Consider the following 20,997-nt stretch of genomic DNA (forward strand, 5'->3'; position numbering starts at 1 on the left):
CGCTCGTAGCTTCTTGGACATGACCTCAGAGAACAAGGGCACGGCCCAGCTCACCGCCGCGATGGTGCTCTCCGGCACCCTCGGGATCTTCGTCGTCGAGTCGGGTGCGTCGGCCTTCAACGTCGTGTTCTTCCGCGTGCTGTTCGGCGCCCTTGCCCTGGGTGCCTACGCCTTCGCCCGCGGCTACTTCCGCGGCCACGGCCTCACCCCGAAGAAGCTCGGACTCGCCGCGCTCGGCGGCGCGTTCATCGTCTTCAACTGGGTGTTCCTCTTCAAGGCGTACGAGGAGACCTCGATCTCGCTGGCCACCGTCGTCTACCACACGCAGCCGTTCCTGCTGGTGCTGCTCAGCGCGGTCATCTTCCGTGAGCGCCTGACCGGCCGCCAACTCCTGTGGCTCGGCACCGCGTTCGTCGGCCTCGTGCTCGTGTCCGGGGTGCGGCCCGGCGACCTCGGCTCGCTCACCGGCATCGGCTTCGCCCTCCTGGCCGCGCTGCTCTACGGCCTCTCCACCCTCGTCACCAAGCGCATCGCCGGAGTGCGGCCCCACCTGATCGCCCTCGTCCAAGTCCTCGTCGGCATCCCGCTGTTGCTGCCCTTCGCGAACTTCGGCGCGATGAGCGGCACGGGTACCGGATGGGGCTGGCTCGTCGGCCTCGGCGTCATCCACACCGGCCTGATGTACGTCCTGATGTACGCGGCGTACGCGAAGCTGCCCACCGCCAAGATCGCCGTACTCGCCTTCACCTATCCGGCGGTCGCGATGGTCGCCGACTGGGCCGTCTACGGACACCACATCGGCCTCGTCCAGGCGCTCGGCGTACCGCTGATCGTCCTCGCGAGCCTGAAGGTCAACCGGGCGAAGACAGTTCAGGTGGCGGCTGGTTCACGGGCTCCGCTGTCTGCTCCCGCACCAGCCGTACCGACTGGTCGATGAACAGCCGCACATGGGCCGCAAGCCGCTTGCCCGACCGCCACGCCAGCTGCGTGTGCAGGACGAAGGGCGGCTCCCAGGGCAGCGCGACGAGCACCCCCGAGGCCAGCTCGTCGCCCACCGCCATCCGCGGCAGCAGCGCCACCCCGAGGCCACCGGCGACGCCCCGCTTGGTGGCCTCGATCGTGCCGAACTCCATGAAGGGCGGCGGGGAGCCGTTGCGCATCCGCAGCTCGTCCTCGAACAGATCCCGGTAGGGGCAGCCCGGCTCCGTGCCGACCAGCTGCACCGCCGCCAGATCACTCGTGGCGAGCGAGTCCGCACCGCGCGCGGCCAGCGGATGCGTCGGCGCGCAGACCAGGACCAGCGGCTCCGCGGCGAGCACCTCGGTCTCCAGGCCCGCGTGCTCCGTCTCCCGCTCCATCAGGAACCCGACGTCGTACGTCCCCTGCCGCAGCGCGTGGCGGGTCTCGTCGCCCAGCGTGGGACGCAGGGAGAGCTGCACCTTGGGGTAACGGTGGTGGAAGAGTTCGAGCAGCGGGGGCAGCCGGTAGGACGTCAGTGACTCCATCGTGCCGACGGCGATGGCGCCGCTCGGCTCCCCGGCGTCCACGACGGCGGACCGTGCCTCGTCCGCAAGATCGATGATCTGCCGGGCGTAGGGGAGCAGGCGCTCACCCGCCTCCGTGAGCCGGATGCGGCTGCCGAGCCGGTCGAAGAGCTCGGCGCCGAGCGAGGACTCCAGGGAGCGGACCTGGCCGGTGACGCTGGACTGGGCGTACTTCAGCTCGGCGGCGGCCTGCGTGAAGCTGAGCACGGTCGCGACCTTCTCGAAGGTGACGAGCAGCCGCAGTTCCATCATCAGCCCTCGTCGCCCTTGTCCTTCTTCTTCTCGTCCGGCTCCTCGTCCCTGAGGGACTTCAGGAACTCGGGGTTGTCGTCCGGTGCCACCCACTGTCCGCCGCGCCCGGCGCGAGGACCACCCCCGGCGGCAGGCGTCTTGCGCACCTTGCCCGTGACGAACCAGGCGATCGGGCCGAGGAGAACCTCGCCGAAGAGCAGCACGATGATGACCCAGACCACCTTCGGCAGATGCCTGATCTCCTTCTCCGGAGTGTTCAGGACATCGATGAAGGCATAGATCCACACGGCCAGGACCAGCAGGAACGGCAGATACCTGAGCATGTTGGCGCGATTCCCCAAGCGACGAAGGACGGGCGGCGTGCGGGCCCCGCTGTCGGGGCCAGGGTAGCCGGTGACCGATACTGGAACGCATGGCTTATGACGATCTTCGCTCCCTGCTCCGTGCACTGGAGCGCGAGGGCGATCTCAAGCGCATCAAGGCCGAGGTCGATCCGTATCTGGAGGTCGGCGAGATCACCGACCGCGTCCAGAAGGCCGGCGGCCCCGCGCTCCTCTTCGAGAACGTGCGCGGCTCGGCGATGCCCCTCGCGATGAACGTGTACGGGACGGACCGCCGCCTCCTGAAGGCGCTCGGCCTGAAGTCGTACAGCCAGATCAGCGAGAAGATCGGCGGTCTCCTCAAGCCGGAGCTGCCGCACGGCTTCGTCGGTGTCCGCGAGGCGTTCGGGAAGCTCGGCGCGATGACGCACGTACCGCCGAAGAAGGTGAAGTCCGACAACGCGCCCGTGCAGGAGGTCGTGCTCACCGGCGACGACGTCGACCTGGAGTCGCTGCCCGCGCTCTTCACCTGGCCCGAGGACGGCGGTTCCTTCTTCAACCTCGGTCTGACCCACACCAAGGACCCGGACACCGGCGTCCGCAACCTCGGTCTGTACCGCCTGCAGCGCCACGACAAGCGCACCATCGGCATGCACTGGCAGATCCACAAGGACAGCCGCAACCACTACCAGGTGGCCGCCCGCAGGGGCGAGAAGCTCCCCGTCGCGATCGCCTTCGGCTGTCCCCCCGCCGTCACGTACGCCTCCACGGCGCCGCTCCCCGGCGACATGGACGAGTACATGCTGGCCGGGTTCATCCAGGGCAAGCGCGTGGAGATGGTCGACTGCAAGACGGTCCCGCTCCAGGTCCCCGCGCATGCCGAGGTCGTCATCGAGGGCTGGCTGGAGCCCGGCGAGATGCTGCCGGAAGGTCCCTTCGGCGACCACACCGGTTTCTACACGCCGCAGGAGCCGTTCCCCGCCCTGAAGATCGACTGCGTGACGATGCGGAAGCGTCCGCTGCTCCAGTCGATCGTGGTGGGCCGCCCGCCCACGGAGGACGGCCCGCTCGGCCGCGCCACGGAGAGGTTCTTCCTCCCGCTCCTCAAGGTGATCGTCCCGGACATCGTGGACTACCACCTGCCGGAGTCCGGCGGCTTCCACAACTGCGCGATCGTCTCGATCGACAAGAAGTACCCGAAGCACGCGCAGAAGGTCATGCACGCCATCTGGGGTGCCCACATGATGTCGCTGACCAAACTGATCGTGGTGGTGGACAAGGACTGCGACGTGCATGACCTGCACGAAGTGTCCTGGCGCGCGCTCGGCAACACCGACTACGCGCGCGACCTGACGGTGGCCGAAGGTCCCGTCGACCATCTCGACCACGCCTCCTACCAGCAGTTCTGGGGCGGCAAGGCGGGCATCGACGCGACGAAGAAGCTGCCCGAAGAGGGCTACACCCGGGACGGGGGCTGGCCGAACATGGTCGAGTCCGACCCGGAGACGGCGTCGAAGGTCGACCGCCGCTGGAAGGAGTACGGGCTCTAAAGATGAGTGCTGATTCAGCGACCCCGGAACTCTTCGGGCCCGAGCCCGCACCGCCCGGCAAGGTCAAGGCCTTCCTGCGCCTCGTCATGATCGAGCACTCGGTGTTCGCGCTGCCCTTCGCCTACATCGCCGCGCTGACCGCGATGTTCCAGCTGGACGGGAACATCCACTGGGGGCGGCTGCTCCTGGTCACGATCTGCATGGTGGGCCTGCGGACGTTCGCCATGGCCGCCAACCGGATCATCGACCGCGAGATCGACGCCCGTAACCCGAGGACCGCCCACCGCGAGCTCGTCACGGGTGCGGTGTCGGTGAAGTCCGCCTGGACCGGGGCGCTGATCGCGCTCGTCGTGTTCCTCGGCGCCGCCGCCCTGCTCAACCCGCTGTGCCTGGCGCTCGCGCCCGTCGCGGTGATCCCGATGGTGGTCTATCCGTACGGCAAGCGGTTCACGAACTTCCCGCAGGCGATCCTCGGCCTCGCCCAGGCCATGGGCCCGGTCGGCGCCTGGATCGCGGTCACCGGCGAGTGGTCCTGGCAGGCGGTCATCCTCGGCCTCGCGGTCGGCATCTGGATCGGCGGCTTCGACCTGATCTACGCCTGCCAGGACGTGGAGACGGACCGCGAGGTCGGCGTGAAGTCGGTGCCCGCGCGATTCGGCATCCCGGCCGCCATCTGGGGCTCGCGCGGCTGCCACCTGGTGACCACGGCGCTGTTCGTCTGGTACGCCGCGGACACCGGTGCGGGCGCGTTCCTCTGGCTCGGACTCGCGGTGGTCGCCGGCGCCTTCGTGTACGAGCACTCGATCGTGAAGCCGCACGACCTCTCCCGGCTCAACCGCGCCTTCTTCCAGGTCAACGGCTTCATCGGCATCGCGCTCTTCGTCTGTGCGCTGCTCGACCTGCTGGTGCGCGGACTGACCGTCTAGGCTCACGGTGTGAAGCCAGGAAATACAGAGCGTAGGCCTTGGATCGTGGGGGTGTCGGGGGCCTCGGGGACCCCGTACGCCGCCGCAGTGCTGCGGGCGCTGCTCGCGGCCGGGGAGAGCGTCGACCTGGTGGTCTCCCGGGCCTCGCGGCTGACGATCCTCGACGAGACGGGCATCGCCTTCCGGGACGCGCACTGGCAGGAGGACCTGCGGGAGTGGCTCGGGCGGGGCGCCGACGGCAAGCCGGGGACCTTCGACGTGCCGGTGGACGACGTGCGCTACTGGGCGGCCGGGGACCTGGCCGCCGGGCCTTCGTCGGGGTCGTACGCGACCAAGGGGATGCTGATCGTGCCTGCGTCCACGGCGTGCGTGGCCGGGGTGGCGCTGGGGCTCTCGAAGGATCTGCTGCAGCGGTCGGCGAGCGTGACGCTCAAGGAAGGCAGGCGACTTGTCGTCTGTGTGCGCGAGACGCCGCTGAACGGACAGACGCTGAAGCACTTGGTGACGCTGGACGAGGCGGGCGCGATCGTGCTGCCCGCCTCTCCCGCGTTCTACGCGGGGGCGACGCACATCCAGGATCTGGTGGACTTCGTCGCCGGGCGGACGCTTGACGCTGCGGGGGTGCCGCATCAGCTGTACCGCCGTTGGAAGGGAGAGCTCGGTGGAGGCTCGGCCCCTTCGGGGGACTAGCGCTTCTTGGCGGCGCGCTTCGTGCGGCGCTCGCCCCGGGGCGCGGTGGGCTTGTGGTGACGCGAGCGGTCGGCCAGGTCCTGCAACTCGCGCATCCGGGCGTAGGCCATCTCGATCGAGTACACGGTGTGTCTCACTCCCGCTGTGTGGCGCACACGACGCGTCGTGTGCGAAGTGTTGTTTGAAGAATCCTCGCCGATCGGCGGAGATTCCGAAAGATTCACAGGGGTTCAACCCTGTTGCGCCTTAGATTCTACACATAGACTCGCGGTATCGCTGAATAATGAAAGGCATCGCACCTATGGACGCCGTGGACAGGCAGCTCATCCAGGCTTTGCGCGAGAACGGCAGGGCCTCGTACGCCGAACTCGGCCGGCTCGTCGGCCTCTCCGGCCCGAGCGTCACGGACCGGATCAACCGCCTGGAGGCGGCAGGCGTCATCACCGGCTACCGCGCGACCGTCGACTCCGCCTCGCTCGGTCTCGGTGTCATCGCCCTCATCGGCATCTCCCTCTCGGACGCCGCCGACCACGAGGACGTGGCGCGGCGCCTGAAGGACCTGCACGAGATCGAGGACTGCTGGTTCATCGCGGGCGACGACTCGTACATGCTCAAGGTCCGGGCCAGTGACGTGGACGGCCTGGAGAAGACGATCCGCAGGCTGAGCGGCACGAAGGGCGTCTCCAGGACGCGTACGACGATCGTGCTCTCCACGAAGTGGGAGAACCGTGTCGGGGAGCTGCCGGAAGAAGAGTGACCCCCGGGGCGTACCGTTGGCGTGAGTTTGTGGCGGGTCGTAGGGAGAGGTAAGGGCGAGGGCATGGACGCAGGTCTCAAGCGCGATCTTGAGCAGAAGGTCCGGGACGGCGAGCGGCTGTCCCGCGAGGACGGCATCGCGCTCTACGAGTCGGACGACCTGGCCTGGCTCGGCGGTCTCGCCCACGAGGTGCGCACGCGCAAGAACGGCGACGTCGTGCACTTCAACGTCAACCGTCACCTCAACATGACGAACGTGTGCACCGCCTCGTGCGCGTACTGCTCGTTCCAGCGCAAGCCGGGCGAGAAGGACGCGTACACGATGCGCATCGAGGAGGCCGTCCGCCTCGCCAAGGCGATGGAGGGCGAGAACCTCACCGAGCTGCACATCGTCAACGGCCTGCACCCCAACCTGCCGTGGCGCTACTACCCGCGTTCGCTGAGCGAGCTCAAGAAGGCGCTCCCGGACGTGTCCCTGAAGGCGTTCACGGCCACGGAGATCCACCACTTCGAGACGATCTCCGGCATGTCGGCCTCCGACATCCTGGACGAGCTGATCGAGGCGGGTCTGGAGTCGCTGACCGGCGGCGGTGCGGAGATCTTCGACTGGGAGGTCCGCCAGCACATCGTGGACCACCGCACCCACTGGGAGGACTGGTCGCGCATCCACCGGCTCGCGCACGAGAAGGGTCTCAAGACCCCGTGCACGATGCTGTACGGCCACATCGAGGAGCCCCGGCACCGGGTCGACCACGTGCTGCGCCTGCGTGAACTCCAGGACGAGACCGGCGGGTTCCAGGTCTTCATCCCGCTGCGCTACCAGCACGACTTCGTGGACATGAAGGACGGCAAGGTCAGGAACCGCCTCCAGGCGCGCACGACCATGGCGTCGGGCGCGGAGGCCCTGAAGACCTTCGCGGTCTCGCGTCTCCTCTTCGACAACGTCCCGCACGTCAAGGTCTTCTGGGTCATGCACGGCCTGCAGACGACGCAGCTCGCGCTCCAGCACGGCGCGGACGACATGGACGGCTCGGTCGTCGAGTACAAGATCACGCACGACGCGGACAACTTCGGCACGCCGAACAAGCTGACGCGTGACGATCTGCTCGACCTGATCCGCGAGGCGGGCTTCCGCCCGGTCGAGCGGAACACGCGCTACGAGTCGATCCGTGAGTACGACGGGCCCGACCTGTCGCTCCGTGAGACTCCGCAGGCCATGCGGGTCTGACGGCCTTTCGTACGGACGACGAGCCCCGGCCGCCCCCCGGCCGGGGCTCGTCGCGTTGTCCGCGATGCGGAACGCGGTTGAGGCGCGGCGTGCGTAATAGTTAATCTCGCCCTATGGCACTTACCTTCCGGCTGGACCCGGAGATCGATCCCGCCCTCCGCGACGGCGTCCTCGCCCTCTGGGCCGACGTGTCCAACGCCGGCGGAGCCGTCGGATTCGTACCGCCCGTGACGGTCGACGACATCCGGCCCGAGTGGCTCAAGCGCCTGGCCCAGCTGAGCCAGGGAGACACCCGGCTCCTCGTCGGGTACGACGAGGACGGCACCGTCGCCGCGACCGCCTTCCTCGCGTACAACACACACCGGCTGATGAAGCACTGGATCTGGCTGTACGTGGTGATGGTGCACCCCGGGCACCAGGGCAAGGGATACGGCCGGGACCTCATGGCGGCCGCTGCCGACGCCGCCCGCGGAATCGACGGCATCGAGGCGATCCGGCTGACCTGCCGGGGCGGCACCGGAGTCGACCGGTTCTACGCGTCCTGCGGATACAAGGAGGTCGGGCGGGTGCCCGGCGCGATCCGCGTCGCCCCCGGTGACGACCGCGACGACATCACCATGCTCCTCCCGCTCGGCTGAGAGCGCGGGGGATGGCTCACCCCCTTGCCGGGCGCGACCCCTCCCATGCTTCACTGGAGTGGCTCGTCCTACTCGGGCTATTTCGGAACGGAAGAGTGGATTGACATGCTCCGCTACACGCTGATGCGCCTCGGGGTCTTCGTGGGCTGCTTTTTCGCGGTCTGGGGACTTGTCTACGTCGGCGCGCTGCCGAAGGGCCTCGGGGACTCCAACCTCCTGTGGGTCCTGCTGCTCGCCCTCGTCGTCTCCGCGCCCATCAGCTTCGTGGTGCTCCGCAAGGAGCGGGACCGGGCGTCGGTCCAGGTCGTCGAGCGCGTCGAGCGCACCAAGGCCAACCTGGAGGCGAACCGCACCATGGAGGACGTCGCCGACGACACCGCCCGCGCGAAGTCCTGAACGGCCGACGGCCGACACCGACGGCCCGCGCGAAGCCGTAAGTTTCGTCACAAAGACCTCGACCCCGGTACGGGAGCCAATGGCTCCGGGCCGGGGTTTCCTGCGTCCCGGGGGTGACTCGGCCTGGGATTGGGCTCCCTCACCTCAAACAAGACCTTTGATGTTCCCAAAGTTCAAGTGTTAACGTGTTCGCCATGAAGACAGCAGCCGCGCACCGCATCGCCATGAGCATCCCGCTCGTGGCGCGCCTGCATGTCGATCTCTGCCGCTGCATGTCCGCGGCCTGTCGTCGCCGTCTCTGAGTTCTCGCTGAGCCTCACCGCACAGCGCGACGACAAGCACCAAGTGACATCTGCACTGCAGCGGCGCCCTCAAGGCCGTTCCGTCTGACCCCTCGCGGTCGCCGCTCCCTCACGTCCCCCGCCCTTACCCGGAGTGTGTCCGTGTCCGCGAATTCCCCCGTATCCCCGGTCGACAAGGCCGAGCAGCCGAAGTCCGGCTCCCGGATACCCAGATTCCTCAAGCTGCCGTTCTGGGCCCAGATCCTCGGCGGCCTGGTCCTCGGTGTCCTGCTCGGCTGGCTGGCCCGCAGCCAGGACATCTCCTGGCTCGTCACCACCCTGGACAAGGTCGGAAGCACCTTCATCGGCCTCCTGAAGCTGGCGGTCGCCCCGCTCGTCTTCTTCGCGATCCTGGTGTCGATCACCAACCTGCGCAAGGTCAACAACGCGGCGCGGCTCGCCTCGCAGACGCTGGTCTGGTTCATGATCACGTCGCTGATCGCGGTCGTCATCGGCCTGGCGATCGGGCTCCTCACGAACCCCGGCGCCGGCACCGGCCTGACCCCGAAGGACGGCGCCAAGCCGGAGACCTCGGGCTCCTGGATCGACTTCCTCACCGGAATCATCCCGACGGACGTCATCACCCCGTTCACCGAGCTCAACGTCCTGCAGATCGTCTTCATGGCCGCCGTCGCCGGTATCGCCGTACTGAAGATCGGTGACAAGGCGCAGCCGATCCTGGACCTGAGCGAGTCCGTGCTCGCGCTGCTCCAGAAGGCCCTGTGGTGGGTCATCAAGCTCTCGCCGATCGGCACCATCGGCCTCATCGGCTTCGCCATCGCCGACTACGGCTGGGACCTGATCAGCAAGTACGCGACGTTCACCGCCGACATCTACGTCGGTTGCGCCCTGGTGATGTTCGGCGTCTACCCGCTGCTGCTCTCCACGGTCGCCAAGGTCAACCCGGTGCAGTTCTTCAAGGGCGCCTGGCCCGCGATCCAGCTGGCCTTCGTCTCGCGCTCCTCGGTCGGCACGATGCCGGTCACCCAGAAGGTCACCGAGCGGCTCGGCGTGCCGAAGGAGTACACGTCCTTCGCGGTGCCGTTCGGCGCCACCACCAAGATGGACGGCTGCGCCGCGATCTACCCGGCGATCGCCGCGATCTTCGTCGCGCAGATCTTCGACGTGCAGCTGGGCATCAAGGAGTACCTGCTGATCGCCTTCGTCTCGGTGGTCGGTTCCGCGGCCACGGCCGGCCTGACGGGCGCCACGGTCATGCTGACCCTGACCCTGTCGACGCTGGGCCTGCCGATGGAGGGCGTGGGCCTGCTCCTCGCCATCGACCCGGTCCTGGACATGATGCGCACGGCCACGAACGTCGCAGGCCAGGCGGCCGTCCCGGTGATCGTCGCCGCCCGCGAGAAGATCCTCGACCGTGAGGCCTACGAGAACGCGTCGGCTTCGCCGCTCGACGAGTTCGACGAGCCCGCCGACGAGCGGCAGCCGGTGCCTGTCGCCGCCTGACGTCCCCCCGCTCGTGGCGAACGTGCCCCCGCACTCAGCAGTGGCTGAGTGCGGGGGCACGTCTGTGGTGCGAGGAGTACCGGGGCCGGTCGGTCACTTCGGGTCGCGTTCGAAGACCGCCTTCGACCAGACGTAGCCGAGCGCGGAGAGCGCCAGGCACCAGGCGAGGGTGATCCAGCCGTTGTGGCCGATCTCGGTGCCGAGGAGCAGGCCGCGCAGGGTCTCGATGGTGGGGGTGAAGGGCTGGTACTCGGCGATCGGCTGGAACCAGCCGGGCATGGAGTCGACGGGGACGAAGGCGCTGGAGAACAGCGGCAGCAGGATCAGCGGCATCGCGTTGTTGCTGGCCGCCTCGGCGTTCGGGCTGACCAGGCCCATGCCGAGCGCGATCCAGGTGAGCGCCAGGGAGAAGAGCACGAGCAGGCCGAAGGCGGCCAGCCACTCCAGGGGGCCGGCGCCGGTGGAGCGGAAGCCGATGGCGACACCGACGGCGCCCACGAAGACCACGCTCAGGACTGACTGAAGGACGCTGCCGACGACGTGCCCGATGAGCACGGACCCGCGGTGGATGGCCATGGTGCGGAAGCGGGCGATGATGCCCTCGGACATGTCCATGGAGACGGACACCGCGGTCCCGACCACGGCGCCGCCGATGGTCATCAGCAGGATGCCCGGGACGATGTAGGCGATGTACTCGGAGCGGTCCGCGCCGCCCCCGCCGATGCCCGCGCTCATCACGTCACCGAAGAGGTAGACGAAGAGCAGCAGCAGCATGATCGGCGTGAGCAGGAGCTGCAGGGTCATGGACGGGTAGCGCCGGGCGTGCAGGAGGTTGCGGCGCAGCATCGTGGACGAGTCGCGCATGGCGAGGGCGAGGGAGCTCATCGGGCGTTCTCCTTGGTCTGGGCGTGCTGCGCGGGGACGTCGGCGGGGCCGGTCAGTGCGAAGAAGACGTCGTCGAGGTCGGGGGTGTGGACGGTGAGCTCGTCGGCCTCGACATCGGCCGCGTCCAGCCAGTCGAGGATGGAGCGGAGTTCGCGCTGGCTGCCGTCGCTGGGGATGGACAGTGAGAGGGCCTCGTCGTCGCGAGTGGACTCGTGGAGGGCGGAGGCGGCTGCTTTGTAGGCGTCGGGGTCGGTGAAGCGCAGGCGTACGTGGCCGCCGGGGATCAGTCGCTTGAGTTCTTCGGCGGTGCCTTCGGCGGCGATCTTGCCGTTGTTCAGGACGGCGATGCGGTCGGCGAGTTCGTCGGCTTCTTCCAGGTACTGGGTGGTGAGGAAGACGGTGACGCCGTCGGAGACGAGTTCGCGGATGATGGCCCACATGTTGTGGCGGGAGCGGGGGTCGAGGCCGGTGGTGGGCTCGTCGAGGAAGATGATGCGCGGGCTGCCGACCAGCGTCATGGCGATGTCCAGGCGGCGCTTCATGCCGCCGGAGTAGGTCGAGGCGGGCTTCTTGGCGGCTTCGGTGAGGTCGAAGCGCTCCAGGAGCTCGGCGGCCACCCGCCGCCCCTCGCTCTTGGAGAGATGGTGCAGGTCGGCCATCAGGAGCATGTTCTCCTCGCCGGTGATCAGCCCGTCGACCGCGGAGAACTGGCCGGTGACGCCGATCGCGGCGCGGACCCCGTCCGGTGACGTGGCGATGTCGTGGCCCGCGACCTGCGCCTGCCCGCCGTCGGCGCGGATGAGGGTGGAGAGGATCTTCACGGCGGTGGTCTTGCCGGCGCCGTTGGGGCCGAGCAGCGCGAACACCGATCCGGCGGGGATACGCAGATCGACGCCGTCCAGGACCGTCTTGTCGCCGTAGGACTTGCGCAGTCCGGCGGCGGAGACGGCGGCCGGGGGCGGATTGCCGTTGCTCTGGCTGGATGTGGACATGACAGATGAAGGCATGGGGCCCTCCCGATCGAAGGCTGGTGGGGTGGGGTGGGGTGCGGTGAGGGGGAGAGGTGGTGGCGGTGGCGACGATCAACTGGTCTGAGCGGCGCGGGAGTTGGTGGTCCGCCGTAGCCGGGGGCCGGCGCGGAACTCAGGCGCGGGCGCGGCGGATCTCGATGTTGCCGTGCTTGGTGCGGGCGCGGATCTTGACGGTCTCCTCGGACTCCGCCGGGCTCTCCGACGCGGTGAGCGTGTTGCGCACTTGCCCCTTGTCGGAGCTGACGTCCAGCCAGGCGGCCGTGCCCTCACGGACACCCACCTCGATGGCGCCGTAGTTGGTCTCCAACTGGACCGTCCCGCGGACGGCTTCACCGACGCGCAGGGTGCCGTAGGCGTTGGTCGCGGTGACCGAGCCCTCGGCGCGCTCGATGTCGATGGCGCCGTTGGCACCGCTCACCCGCAGATCGCCGATCGCGGCGCCGATGGTCGTGCTGCCGTGCGAGTTCTTCAGTACGGCGGGGCCGTCGACGAGGCCGACGCGCACGTTGCCGGAGCTGGTGGTGATCTCGGCCGCGCCCTCCACCCGGTCGACGGTGATCGACCCGTGGGAGGCGGTCAGCTGGACCGGTCCGGTCGTGTCGAGGCGGACGTCACCGACGGAGGCCTTCACGTGGACCTCGCCGAGCCGGCCGTCGCCGTACACCTGCGTCACGGAGCCGCCCACCTCGACGTGCGAGCCGGTGGGCAGGTCGACCGTCACATCGACGGCGCCGGACGGGCCGATGAGGCGGCGCTCCTTGGTCTTGATGGTCAGGACGCCGCTGCCGTACGTGACCTCGGTCTGCTCGGCGGCCCGTACGTCCTTGTCCCGCTTCGGGTCCTGCGGCTTGACCTCGACGACGGTGTCGGTGCGGTCGCTCGCGGTGAACTGGATGGAGCCCGCGCCCACGTGCGTCGTGGCCGAGATCGGTTCGGGGGTGTCGAAAGAAGGCATGGCTGTCCCGTCCTCTTGGGTCTTCGGGTCGTCCCCGCTGGTGGGACGTGATGTGGGTGACGTGCTGAGAGGGGGCGGGGCCGGCGCGTGGCTAGCGCACCCAGCCCGTGATGCTCTGTCCGGTCGTACGGGACTTCTGTGCCGCACGCGGCCGGGCGTCGCCGTCGACCGCGGCCGAGACGGCGCGGATCAGCCAGGCGTTGACCGAGAGGCCCTCGCGGCCGGCTGCCTCCTCGGCGCGGACCTTGAGGTGGGCGGGCAGGCGCAGGTTGACGCGGGCGGTGCCGCCGTCGTCGCCGTCGGCGGGGGTGGAGGCGTGCGCCTTGAGCGGGTCGGCGGATGCGGAGGCGTGTGCGGGGGCGTAGGTGGCCGGGATCGGGTCGGTGGTGTCGCTGTCGGTGGGCGGCAGCGTCACGACGAAGTCGGGGTCGAGGCCGCGCAGCCGTACGTCGACGGAGCCGGGGGCGAGCTCGCGGGTGATCTCGTCCATCGCGGCCGAGAGCACGTTCAGCATGGTCAGCCGGGTCGCCGACTCCAGGGGAGCGGTGAGGCGGTCGGCCAGCTCGCGGGCTTCTTCCCCGCCGGCCTCGGCGGCCACCGCGAGTTCACGGCGGAGGGTGTCGACATACGGGGTGAGGTCCATGACGTCATCTTGGCACCATCATGGCGCCATGCGCAACCGTAATGGCGTCGCAGGTGGGGCGGATGAGCGGATCGTTTGACGCGTAAGGCTCTGACCTGCAGGAATGAGAGGGGGTGGGTGTGGGTCATTGTGGCGCCAGGGGGGAGTCGAGGTCTCGGGCGGGAGGTGTGGCGACGCTTGATGGCGCCACGTGGCGTCATCTGGCGTCATCTGGCGCCAGGTGGCGCCAGGTGATGTCGTGCGGGCGTCATGGGGTGCGATGCCGTTCCGGGGCTGACCGTAGGCTGGCCCTTCTGTGCACAAGTTGTGTGGAAGGTGGGCGCCGGGGTGGGCGACATGAAGGCCGGGGTGGCCGATGGGGGCGCGGGGAGCGCGGTGGGGAAGCGGCAGAAGCGGATGCCGAGGGCCGTGCGCGAGCAGCAGATGCTGGACGCGGCCGTGCGGATCTTCGGGCAGCGGGGGTACCGGGCGGCTTCCATGGACGAGATCGCGGAGGTCGCGGGGGTCTCGAAGCCGCTGGTGTACCTGTATCTGAACTCCAAGGAAGAGCTGTTCACCGCGTGCATCCGGCGGGAGGCCGCGGCGCTGGTCGCGGCGGTGCGGAGCGGGGTGAGCGGCGGCGGACCCGCCGACCGGCAGCTGTGGGCCGGGCTGCGGGCCTTCTTCACGCACACCGCCGAGCGGCCCGACGCATGGGTGGTCCTGCATCACCAGGCGCGCACGCAGGGCGAGCCGTTCGCTGCCGAGGTCAGCGGGATGCGCGAGGAGATCGTGGCGTTCGTGACGTCACTGATCGCGGAGGCGGCACGGGAGGCGCACCGCAAGCCGGAGCTGGCGGAGCGTGAGGTCGCGGGGCTGGCCCAGGCGTTGGTGGGGGCGGCGGAGTCGCTCGCCGGCTGGGCGAACGGGGACGCGTCGGTGTCCGCGAAGGAGGCGGCGGCGACGCTGATGAACTTCGCGTGGGCGGGGCTCGGTGAGCTGATGGAGGGGCGGCGGTGGGTGCCGTAGCGGTGGGGGTGGCCGTGGCCACGGCTGTGGCTGGGGCTGCCTGCGCCTAGCGGAGGGTCACGGTTCCGGTGAGGTGGGTCTTGTGGGCCTCGCGGTTCTCGCGGCTCTTGCGGCTCTCTCGGGTCTTGTCGCCGGTGCCGCGGAGTTCGAAGGCTGAGCCGTCGGCCGCGTAGGTGACCGTGCCGGGAAGCAGGACGGGCGCCTTGAAGTCGGCGCGTACGTGGGCGGATTCGGGTGTGCCGTACTCCGCCAGGCAGCGGGCCACGGTCCACATGCCGTGGGCGATGGCCCGGGGGAAGCCGAGCAGGCGTGCGGTCAGGGGGTACAGGTGGATGGGGTTGCGGTCACCTGAGACGGCGCCGTAGCGGCGGCCGAGGTCGCCGGGCAGGGGCCACTCGGCGAGGGCGGGGAGCGGGGCGCTTTCGACGGGGGCCTTGGTGGGGGTGCTGGTGTCGGTGCGGTGGCGGGCCAGGTAGGTGCTGCTGGACGTCCATACGGTGGCGCCGTCGACACGGGCCTCGGTGACGAGGGTGGCTTCGGTTCCGCGGTGGTGCGGGGTCAACTGGGTTGCACGTACGGAGAGTTCCAGGGTGTCCGCCGTGGTCAGGGCGCGCTGCTGGTCGATCTCGATGGACGTGTGGACGAGCCCGAGGAGCGGGAGCGGAAAGGCCCGGGTGGTCATGAGGCGCATGGCCAGCGGAAAGCTGAGGACGTGGGGATACGTGAGGGGGAGGGTGTGCGGAGTGGTGCGGTACCCGCAGAGGCGGGAGTAGGCGGCGAGGTGCTCACTGCTGGGACGTATGCCGCCGAGGGTCGGGCACGAGGCGGGGAGGGGCGCGTCGGGACGGGGCCGCTTGAGCGGGGAGAGGAGCGCGCCACGGAGGAGGAGGGGGGCGAGCATGGGGGTCCTTTCGGGGGTTGGGAGTTGGGGGGCTGGGGCTGGGGCTGGGGGCGAGGCGGTGCGGCGGGGTCTGGCCGGGCTAGCGTCCCTCTGGCGCGACTCCTTGGGACTGTGCGGTGTGGTGTCGGCTCGTGTGTGGGTGCGGGGGCGTGCCGGTATGCCCGGCCCCGTCGTCGTCCGTCGGGGGCCGCGGGTTACTGCGGCGGGGGAGCGTCGCGAGCTGTGCGCCGGGCAGACAGCGCGGCACGTCCCCCACCCCCGCCCCGCGAGCGTTGCCGACTGCGGGTGCGTGAGGGCTGCTGCCTTGCTTGTTCGCTAGCGGACGCTGCGGGGCAATCGGGCGGGTGGGTGGGAAAGGCTTGTTCGGGGAGCGAGGCTGCGGGGCAATCGGGTGGGTGGGCGGGAAGGCCTGTGCGGGAGGCGAGGACCCGGGGCGATCGGCCGGGCGGTCGGATCTGCTCGACGCGCGCGACCAGTCGGGGCAAACCGCCGGACGGCAAGGGATGACGGTTACGCCCCGAGAAGGCTTACGCCCCGAGAAGGCTTTGGCCGCAGACCCGGATCACCTGACCGTTGACGGCCGCCGAAGCCGGGCAGGCGAGCCAGGCCGTGGTTTCCGCCACGTCCACCGGCAGACCCCCCTGGGCGAGGGAATTCATCCGGCGGCCCGCCTCACGGATGAAGAGAGGAACCGCCGCCGTCATCTTCGTCTCGATGAACCCGGGCGCCACCGCGTTCACACTCACCCCGTACTCGGCGAGCGCCCCCGGCGCCAGAGCCCGCACCAGGCCGATGATCCCCGCCTTGCTCGCGGCGTAGTTCGTTTGGCCGACGTTCCCCGCGATCCCCGCGATCGACGCCGTGGCGACGACGCTCCCACCCCGGTTCAGCGTCCCGGACTTGAGCAACGCGTCCGTCGTACGCAGCACGCTCGTCAGGTTCACGTCCAGGACCGGATTCCAGCGGTCCGCCGGCATGTTGGCCAGCTTGCGGTCCCTCGTGATCCCCGCGTTGTGCACGAGGATGTCCAGGCCGCCGGGGGCCAGCGCCGAGGCCATGCGCTCCCCGGCGTCGTCCGCCGTGATGTCCAGCGGCAGCGCCGTACCGCCGAGCCGGTCCGCGACCCGTACCAAGTCCGCCTGCGCGGACGGCACATCGAGTACGACCACCCGCGCGCCGTCCCGCGCGAGCACCTCTGCCACCGCCTCGCCGATCCCCCGCGCCGCCCCGGTGACGAGCGCCGTGCGGCCGGCAAGGGGGCGCTCCCAGTCGAGAACAGGACGCTCCCCCTGCGCCTCCTCCCCTTGCGCTTCCGTCCCCTGCGCCTCCCCTGTCTCGATCACCTGGCCGCTCACGTACGCCGACCTCGGTGAGAGCAGGAAACGCAGCGTCGACTCCGCGGCAGCCGCCGAGCGCATGCGGACCAGCGTCGCCGTGCGGCCCTTGCCCAGCTCCTTGCCGAGGGAGCGCACGAAGCCCTCCAACGCCTGTTGTGCCGCCGCCTGGTGGTGGTCCGACGCCGAGACGGGGGCGCCGAGCACCACCACGCGGCCGTTCTCCGCCACCGACCGCACCACGGGATGCAGTGCCGCGTGCACGAGGGTGAGGCCCGGGGTGTCGCGAATGCCCGTTGCGTCCACCACGATCGCCGTCGGACGGGAGGAAGCCGGGCGGGAGGAAGCCGAATGGGGGGAGTCAGATGTGATGCGCAGTTTCGTGCGCTCCAGGATCGGCCGCAAGTCCGCCGCGTGAGCGGACTCGCCCGCCGTCAGGAGCAGCAACTCGCCCTCCAGGTGAGGGCGTTCCGGCGTCCAGCGGCGCAGCGCCGACGGCTGGGGCAGGCCGAGCCTGCGGGTGAGGAAGCGGCCGGGTGCGGTGCCCGTGAAGTTCAGATAGCGGTCGGCCATTGTCCAACTCCCAGCTCGGTCGTAAATTTACTTCAGAGTAAGGTTACTCAACGGTCAGGAGCTGGTCGAGACATGAAACTGCCCACCACCCGCCGCGTGGCGGTCATCGGCGGCAGCCGCATCCCCTTCGCGCGCTCCGACGGCCCGTACGCGACCGCGTCCAACCAGGAGATGTTGACCGCCGCCGTCGACGGCCTCGTCGAGCGCTACGGACTAGAGGGCGACGGCGCCGTGGGGGAGTTCGTCGCCGGCGCCGTGCTCAAGCACAGCCGGGACTTCAACCTCGCCCGCGAGACCGTCATCGGGTCGCGCCTCGCGCCGACCACCCCCGCGTACGACATCCAGCAGGCCTGCGGCACCGGCCTGCAAGCCGTCGTCGCAGCCGCCAACAAGATCATGCTGGGGCAGACGGAGTCCGCCGTGGCGGGCGGCGCCGACACCGCGAGCGATGCCCCGCTCGGCGTCAACGACTCCCTGCGCAAGATCCTCCTGTCCGCGCGCCGCGCCAAGACGGCGGGGGAGCGGGTCAAGGTGCTCGCCCGCGTGCGGCCCTCGCATCTCGTGCCCGACATCCCGCGCAACGCCGAGCCCCGCACCGGGCTCTCGATGGGCGAGCACGCGGCCGTGACCGCCCGGGCGTGGGGCGTCACGCGCGAGGCGCAGGACGAACTGGCCGCCACCAGCCATCAGCGGCTGGCCGCCGCGTACGACAGGGGGTTCCTGGACGGGCTCGTCGTGCCGTTCAGGGGTCTTGAGCGGGACCAGAATCTGCGGCCAGGGTCGAGCGTCGAGAAGCTGGGGAAGCTGAAGCCCGTGTTCGGGGTGGCGGGCGCCGGCCCGACGATGACCGCGGGGAACTCGACGCCCTTGACCGACGGCGCCGCCGTCGCGCTGCTCGCGAGCGAGGAGTGGGCCGGGGCGCGCGGACTCGAACCGCAGGCCTACCTCACCGCGTACGAGACCGCCGCGGTCGACTTCGTCGGGGGTGATGTCGCCGGGGGTGAGGACGGGCTTCTGATGGCGCCCGCGTACGCCGTGCCCCGGATGCTGGAGCGGGCGGGGCTCGGGCTCGCGGACTTCGACTTCGTCGAGATCCACGAGGCGTTCGCCTCGCAGGTGCTCGCCACGCTGGCCGCGTGGGAGAAGCGGGGCCTCGGCGTCGTGGACCGGGACCGGCTCAACGTCGCCGGCTCCTCGCTCGCCACGGGGCACCCCTTCGCCGCCACGGGTGCGCGGATCGTCGCCACCCTGGCGAAGCTGCTCGCCGAGCGGGGCACTCCCGGGCGCGGGCTGATCTCGATCTGCGCGGCGGGCGGGCAGGGGGTGACGGCGATCCTGGAGCGCGGGTGACGCGCTCCCCACCGCTCCCCCCGGCTCCCCGCCTCTCTCTACCGACTCCCCGAGCCCGCCCCGCCTCGCTCACGCCACGTTCCACGAGCGCCGGAGGGACCGCCTTCTCCCGTCCCCCCACCCCGGAGGGACCGCCTCCCCGCCCCGCCCCCTCACCGACAAGGAGTCGCCCCCATGCCCCCCGTCGCCCCCCAGCCCGCCCTCGTGGAACCCCACCTGCGCCATCTCGACGGCGTCGTGCGCGAAGTCTCCGTGCCGCCGTTCGCCGCGGTCGCCGACAGCGGGTCCCTCGCCGACATCCCCTTCGACAACGCCCGTGAGGCGCCCGCCGAAGCCGTGCTGTCCCGCAAGGGCGACGACGGGCGGTGGCGGGACGTGTCCGCCGCGGACTTCGCCGGGGAAGTCCGCGCCGTGGCCAAGGGGTTGATCGCCGAAGGGCTTGCTCCGGGGGACCGGCTCGCCATCATGGCGCGTACGACGTACGAGTGGACGCTGCTCGACTTCGCGGCCTGGGCGGCAGGGCTCGTCACCGTGCCGGTCTATCCGACCTCCTCCGCCTATCAGACCCGGTGGATACTCCAGGACTCCGGCGCCGTCGCGCTCGCCGTGGAGACCTCGGCGCTCGCCGCCTCGCTCGGGCCCGAGCGGGACCGGATGCCCGATCTGGCACACCTGTGGTGCTTCGAGAAGGGGGACGTACGGCGGCTCGCCGAGCTGGGGCGGCAGGCGGAGATCCCCGACGAGGAAGTGGACAGCAGGCGCGCCGAGTTGAGGCCCGATTCCGTCGCGACGCTCATCTACACCTCCGGCACCACCGGGCGGCCCAAGGGCTGCGTCCTGACGCACGGCAACTTCTTCGCCGAGGTCGACAACGCCATCGAACTGCTCCATCCCGTCTTCAAGTCCGTCAGCAAGGAGCCCGCGTCCACGCTGCTCTTCCTGCCGCTCTCGCACGTCTTCGGACGCATGGTCGCCATCGGCTGTCTGCGCGCCCGGGTACGGCTCGGGCACGCGCCCAGCATCCAGACCGAGGATCTGCTGACGGATCTCAGCGGGTTCCGGCCCACCTTCCTGCTCGCCATCCCGTACGTCCTGGAAAAGGTCTTCAACACCGGGCGTGCCACCGCGGAGAAGATGGGCCGCGCCTCCTCCTTCGACCGCGCGGCCCGTATCGCCGTCCGCTACGGCGAGGCGGTCGAGGCCCGGCAGCACGGCACGGGCCCCGGGCCGTCCTTCGGGCTGCGGCTGGCCCGCGCGCTGTACGACCCGCTGGTCTACCGGCGTATCCGCGCGGCGCTCGGCGGCAAGGTGCGGTACGCGATCTGCGGCGGCTCACCGCTGGGGCGCCGCCTCGCCGCGTTCTACGCGGGCGCGGGCATCGAGATCTTCGAGGGCTACGGGCTGACCGAGACCACCGCCGCGGCCACCGTGACACCCCCGCTGAAGCCGAAGCTCGGCACGGTGGGCTGGCCGCTGCCGGGCACCCGTGTGCGGATCGCGGACGACGGTGAGGTGCTGCTCGCCGGGAGGCAGGTCTTCGGCGGGTACTGGGACGGGCAGGCGGGGCGTGCCGTGCCCGCGCGGGGCGAGTGGTTCGCCACGGGGGACATCGGCGCCCTGGACGCCGACGGATACCTCTCCATCACGGGGCGCAAGAAGGACATCCTCATCACCACCGGCGGCAAGAACGTGGCCCCGGCCCCGCTCGAGGACTGGCTGCGCGCCCACCCGCTGGTCGGCCAGTGCATGGTCGTCGGCGACGGCAGGACGTACATCACCGCCCTGCTCACGCTGGAGGCGGACGGCATCGAGCACTGGTGCCGCATGAAGAAGAAGGCACACACGGGTCTGGCCGACCTCGTGGACGACGCCGATCTGCGCGAGACCCTGCAGCGCGCCGTCGACGAGGCCAACAAGCTCGTGTCGCGCGCCGAGTCCATCCGGCGGTTCGCCGTACTGCCGGTGGACTTCACCGAGGAGAGCGGCCATCTGACGCCGTCCCTGAAGCTGAAGCGGGACGCCATCGAGCGGGACTTCGCGGAGGAGATCGAAGGGCTTTACGGGCACGGAGGTAACGCACGGTAGCGGATGTCACTCGCTGTTACCTGGACGGGCGGGGTCGCTGCCCCGCGCTTAGGGTGATCGAGGGGCAGACCCAGGGAGGTTGCCGTGCGTGGAGCAGTTGCACTCGCCGGCGTGACAGCGCTGGCCG

At 70.0% G+C, this 20,997-nt stretch carries 21 protein-coding genes; 12 read left to right on the forward strand and 9 right to left on the reverse strand.

What is annotated here, in order from left to right; all coding sequences use genetic code 11:
* Positions 1-19 precede the first annotated feature (19 nt).
* Positions 20-937 carry a DMT family transporter gene (locus ACWGIH_RS16605; protein WP_453445859.1) on the forward strand — a complete coding sequence of 306 codons (918 nt, stop codon included), beginning with the start codon at positions 20-22 and terminating at the stop codon, positions 935-937.
* Here ACWGIH_RS16605 and ACWGIH_RS16610 read toward each other — a convergent pair.
* Together ACWGIH_RS16610 and ACWGIH_RS16615 are read right to left on the reverse strand one after the other, a co-directional pair.
* Complete coding sequence (locus ACWGIH_RS16610) at positions 852-1,793, reverse strand: LysR family transcriptional regulator (protein WP_453445936.1); 942 nt, start codon at positions 1,791-1,793, stop codon at positions 852-854. The two genes, ACWGIH_RS16605 and ACWGIH_RS16610, sit on opposite strands and share 86 nt — an antisense overlap.
* Before the next feature lie 2 nt (positions 1,794-1,795).
* Positions 1,796-2,119 (reverse strand): PLD nuclease N-terminal domain-containing protein, encoded by a 324-nt coding sequence (locus ACWGIH_RS16615; RefSeq protein ID WP_453445857.1) that lies wholly within the window; start codon positions 2,117-2,119, stop codon positions 1,796-1,798.
* Between the two features lie 89 nt (positions 2,120-2,208).
* On the opposite strand from ACWGIH_RS16615, the gene ACWGIH_RS16620 reads away from it, so the two are divergent.
* From ACWGIH_RS16620 to ACWGIH_RS16630, 3 genes are read left to right on the forward strand one after another with little or no spacing between them, the layout of a single operon-like run.
* Positions 2,209-3,666: a menaquinone biosynthesis decarboxylase gene (locus ACWGIH_RS16620; RefSeq protein ID WP_453445856.1), complete on the forward strand. Its 1,458-nt coding sequence runs from the start codon at positions 2,209-2,211 to the stop codon at positions 3,664-3,666.
* 2 nt (positions 3,667-3,668) lie between these two features.
* Complete coding sequence (gene mqnP / locus ACWGIH_RS16625) at positions 3,669-4,592, forward strand: menaquinone biosynthesis prenyltransferase MqnP (RefSeq protein WP_453445854.1); 924 nt, start codon at positions 3,669-3,671, stop codon at positions 4,590-4,592.
* A gap of 9 nt (positions 4,593-4,601) precedes the next feature.
* The gene (locus ACWGIH_RS16630) at positions 4,602-5,282 is read left to right on the forward strand and encodes a UbiX family flavin prenyltransferase (RefSeq protein WP_453445852.1); all 681 of its coding nucleotides are present in this window, start codon (positions 4,602-4,604) and stop codon (positions 5,280-5,282) included.
* On the opposite strand, the gene ACWGIH_RS16635 is transcribed toward ACWGIH_RS16630, so the two are convergent.
* Positions 5,279-5,419 carry a hypothetical protein gene (locus ACWGIH_RS16635; RefSeq protein ID WP_453445850.1) on the reverse strand — a complete coding sequence of 47 codons (141 nt, stop codon included), beginning with the start codon at positions 5,417-5,419 and terminating at the stop codon, positions 5,279-5,281. The genes ACWGIH_RS16630 and ACWGIH_RS16635 overlap by 4 nt on opposite strands.
* A 164-nt stretch (positions 5,420-5,583) precedes the next feature.
* On the opposite strand from ACWGIH_RS16635, the gene ACWGIH_RS16640 reads away from it, so the two are divergent.
* From ACWGIH_RS16640 to ACWGIH_RS16660, 5 genes are all read left to right on the forward strand, one after another.
* Positions 5,584-6,039, forward strand: a complete 456-nt coding sequence (locus ACWGIH_RS16640; RefSeq protein WP_160510435.1) for an Lrp/AsnC family transcriptional regulator — start codon at positions 5,584-5,586, stop codon at positions 6,037-6,039.
* Between the two features lie 63 nt (positions 6,040-6,102).
* Complete coding sequence (gene mqnE, locus ACWGIH_RS16645; RefSeq protein WP_451219731.1) at positions 6,103-7,266, forward strand: aminofutalosine synthase MqnE; 1,164 nt, start codon at positions 6,103-6,105, stop codon at positions 7,264-7,266.
* Between the two features lie 113 nt (positions 7,267-7,379).
* A complete protein-coding gene (locus ACWGIH_RS16650) occupies positions 7,380-7,904 on the forward strand; it encodes an N-acetyltransferase family protein (protein ID WP_453445847.1) in 525 nt (174 codons plus the stop codon).
* Between the two features lie 105 nt (positions 7,905-8,009).
* Entirely contained in the window at positions 8,010-8,300 is a 291-nt protein-coding gene (locus ACWGIH_RS16655; protein ID WP_453445846.1) for a DUF4229 domain-containing protein, read from the forward strand.
* 443 nt (positions 8,301-8,743) lie between these two features.
* Entirely contained in the window at positions 8,744-10,105 is a 1,362-nt protein-coding gene (locus ACWGIH_RS16660) for a dicarboxylate/amino acid:cation symporter (protein ID WP_453445844.1), read from the forward strand.
* Between the two features lie 93 nt (positions 10,106-10,198).
* On the opposite strand, the gene ACWGIH_RS16665 is transcribed toward ACWGIH_RS16660, so the two are convergent.
* From ACWGIH_RS16665 to ACWGIH_RS16680, 4 genes are all read right to left on the reverse strand, one after another.
* The gene (locus ACWGIH_RS16665; RefSeq protein ID WP_453445842.1) at positions 10,199-10,990 is read right to left on the reverse strand and encodes an ABC transporter permease; all 792 of its coding nucleotides are present in this window, start codon (positions 10,988-10,990) and stop codon (positions 10,199-10,201) included.
* Positions 10,987-11,982 carry an ATP-binding cassette domain-containing protein gene (locus ACWGIH_RS16670; protein ID WP_453445840.1) on the reverse strand — a complete coding sequence of 332 codons (996 nt, stop codon included), beginning with the start codon at positions 11,980-11,982 and terminating at the stop codon, positions 10,987-10,989. The genes ACWGIH_RS16665 and ACWGIH_RS16670 overlap by 4 nt, the downstream gene beginning before the upstream one ends.
* 151 nt (positions 11,983-12,133) lie before the next feature.
* On the reverse strand, positions 12,134-12,976 hold the full coding sequence (locus ACWGIH_RS16675; protein WP_453445838.1) for a DUF4097 family beta strand repeat-containing protein: 843 nt from the start codon (positions 12,974-12,976) through the stop codon (positions 12,134-12,136).
* A 91-nt stretch (positions 12,977-13,067) separates the two neighbouring features.
* Positions 13,068-13,619 (reverse strand): hypothetical protein, encoded by a 552-nt coding sequence (locus ACWGIH_RS16680; RefSeq protein ID WP_453445836.1) that lies wholly within the window; start codon positions 13,617-13,619, stop codon positions 13,068-13,070.
* 336 nt (positions 13,620-13,955) lie between these two features.
* On the opposite strand from ACWGIH_RS16680, the gene ACWGIH_RS16685 reads away from it, so the two are divergent.
* A complete protein-coding gene (locus tag ACWGIH_RS16685; protein ID WP_453445934.1) occupies positions 13,956-14,627 on the forward strand; it encodes a TetR/AcrR family transcriptional regulator in 672 nt (223 codons plus the stop codon).
* A gap of 46 nt (positions 14,628-14,673) precedes the next feature.
* On the opposite strand, the gene ACWGIH_RS16690 is transcribed toward ACWGIH_RS16685, so the two are convergent.
* Positions 14,674-15,528, reverse strand: coding sequence for a MaoC family dehydratase (locus ACWGIH_RS16690; RefSeq protein WP_453510282.1), 855 nt, complete (start codon positions 15,526-15,528; stop codon positions 14,674-14,676).
* A 527-nt stretch (positions 15,529-16,055) separates the two neighbouring features.
* The gene (locus tag ACWGIH_RS16695; protein ID WP_453445834.1) at positions 16,056-17,435 is read right to left on the reverse strand and encodes a 3-oxoacyl-ACP reductase; all 1,380 of its coding nucleotides are present in this window, start codon (positions 17,433-17,435) and stop codon (positions 16,056-16,058) included.
* Positions 17,436-17,507: 72 nt separating this feature from the next.
* On the opposite strand from ACWGIH_RS16695, the gene ACWGIH_RS16700 reads away from it, so the two are divergent.
* Entirely contained in the window at positions 17,508-18,785 is a 1,278-nt protein-coding gene (locus tag ACWGIH_RS16700) for an acetyl-CoA C-acetyltransferase (protein ID WP_453445832.1), read from the forward strand.
* A gap of 174 nt (positions 18,786-18,959) precedes the next feature.
* Positions 18,960-20,870, forward strand: a complete 1,911-nt coding sequence (locus tag ACWGIH_RS16705; RefSeq protein WP_453445831.1) for an AMP-dependent synthetase/ligase — start codon at positions 18,960-18,962, stop codon at positions 20,868-20,870.
* Positions 20,871-20,997 lie beyond the last annotated feature (127 nt).

Source organism: Streptomyces sp. NPDC054872 (assembly GCF_053610705.1).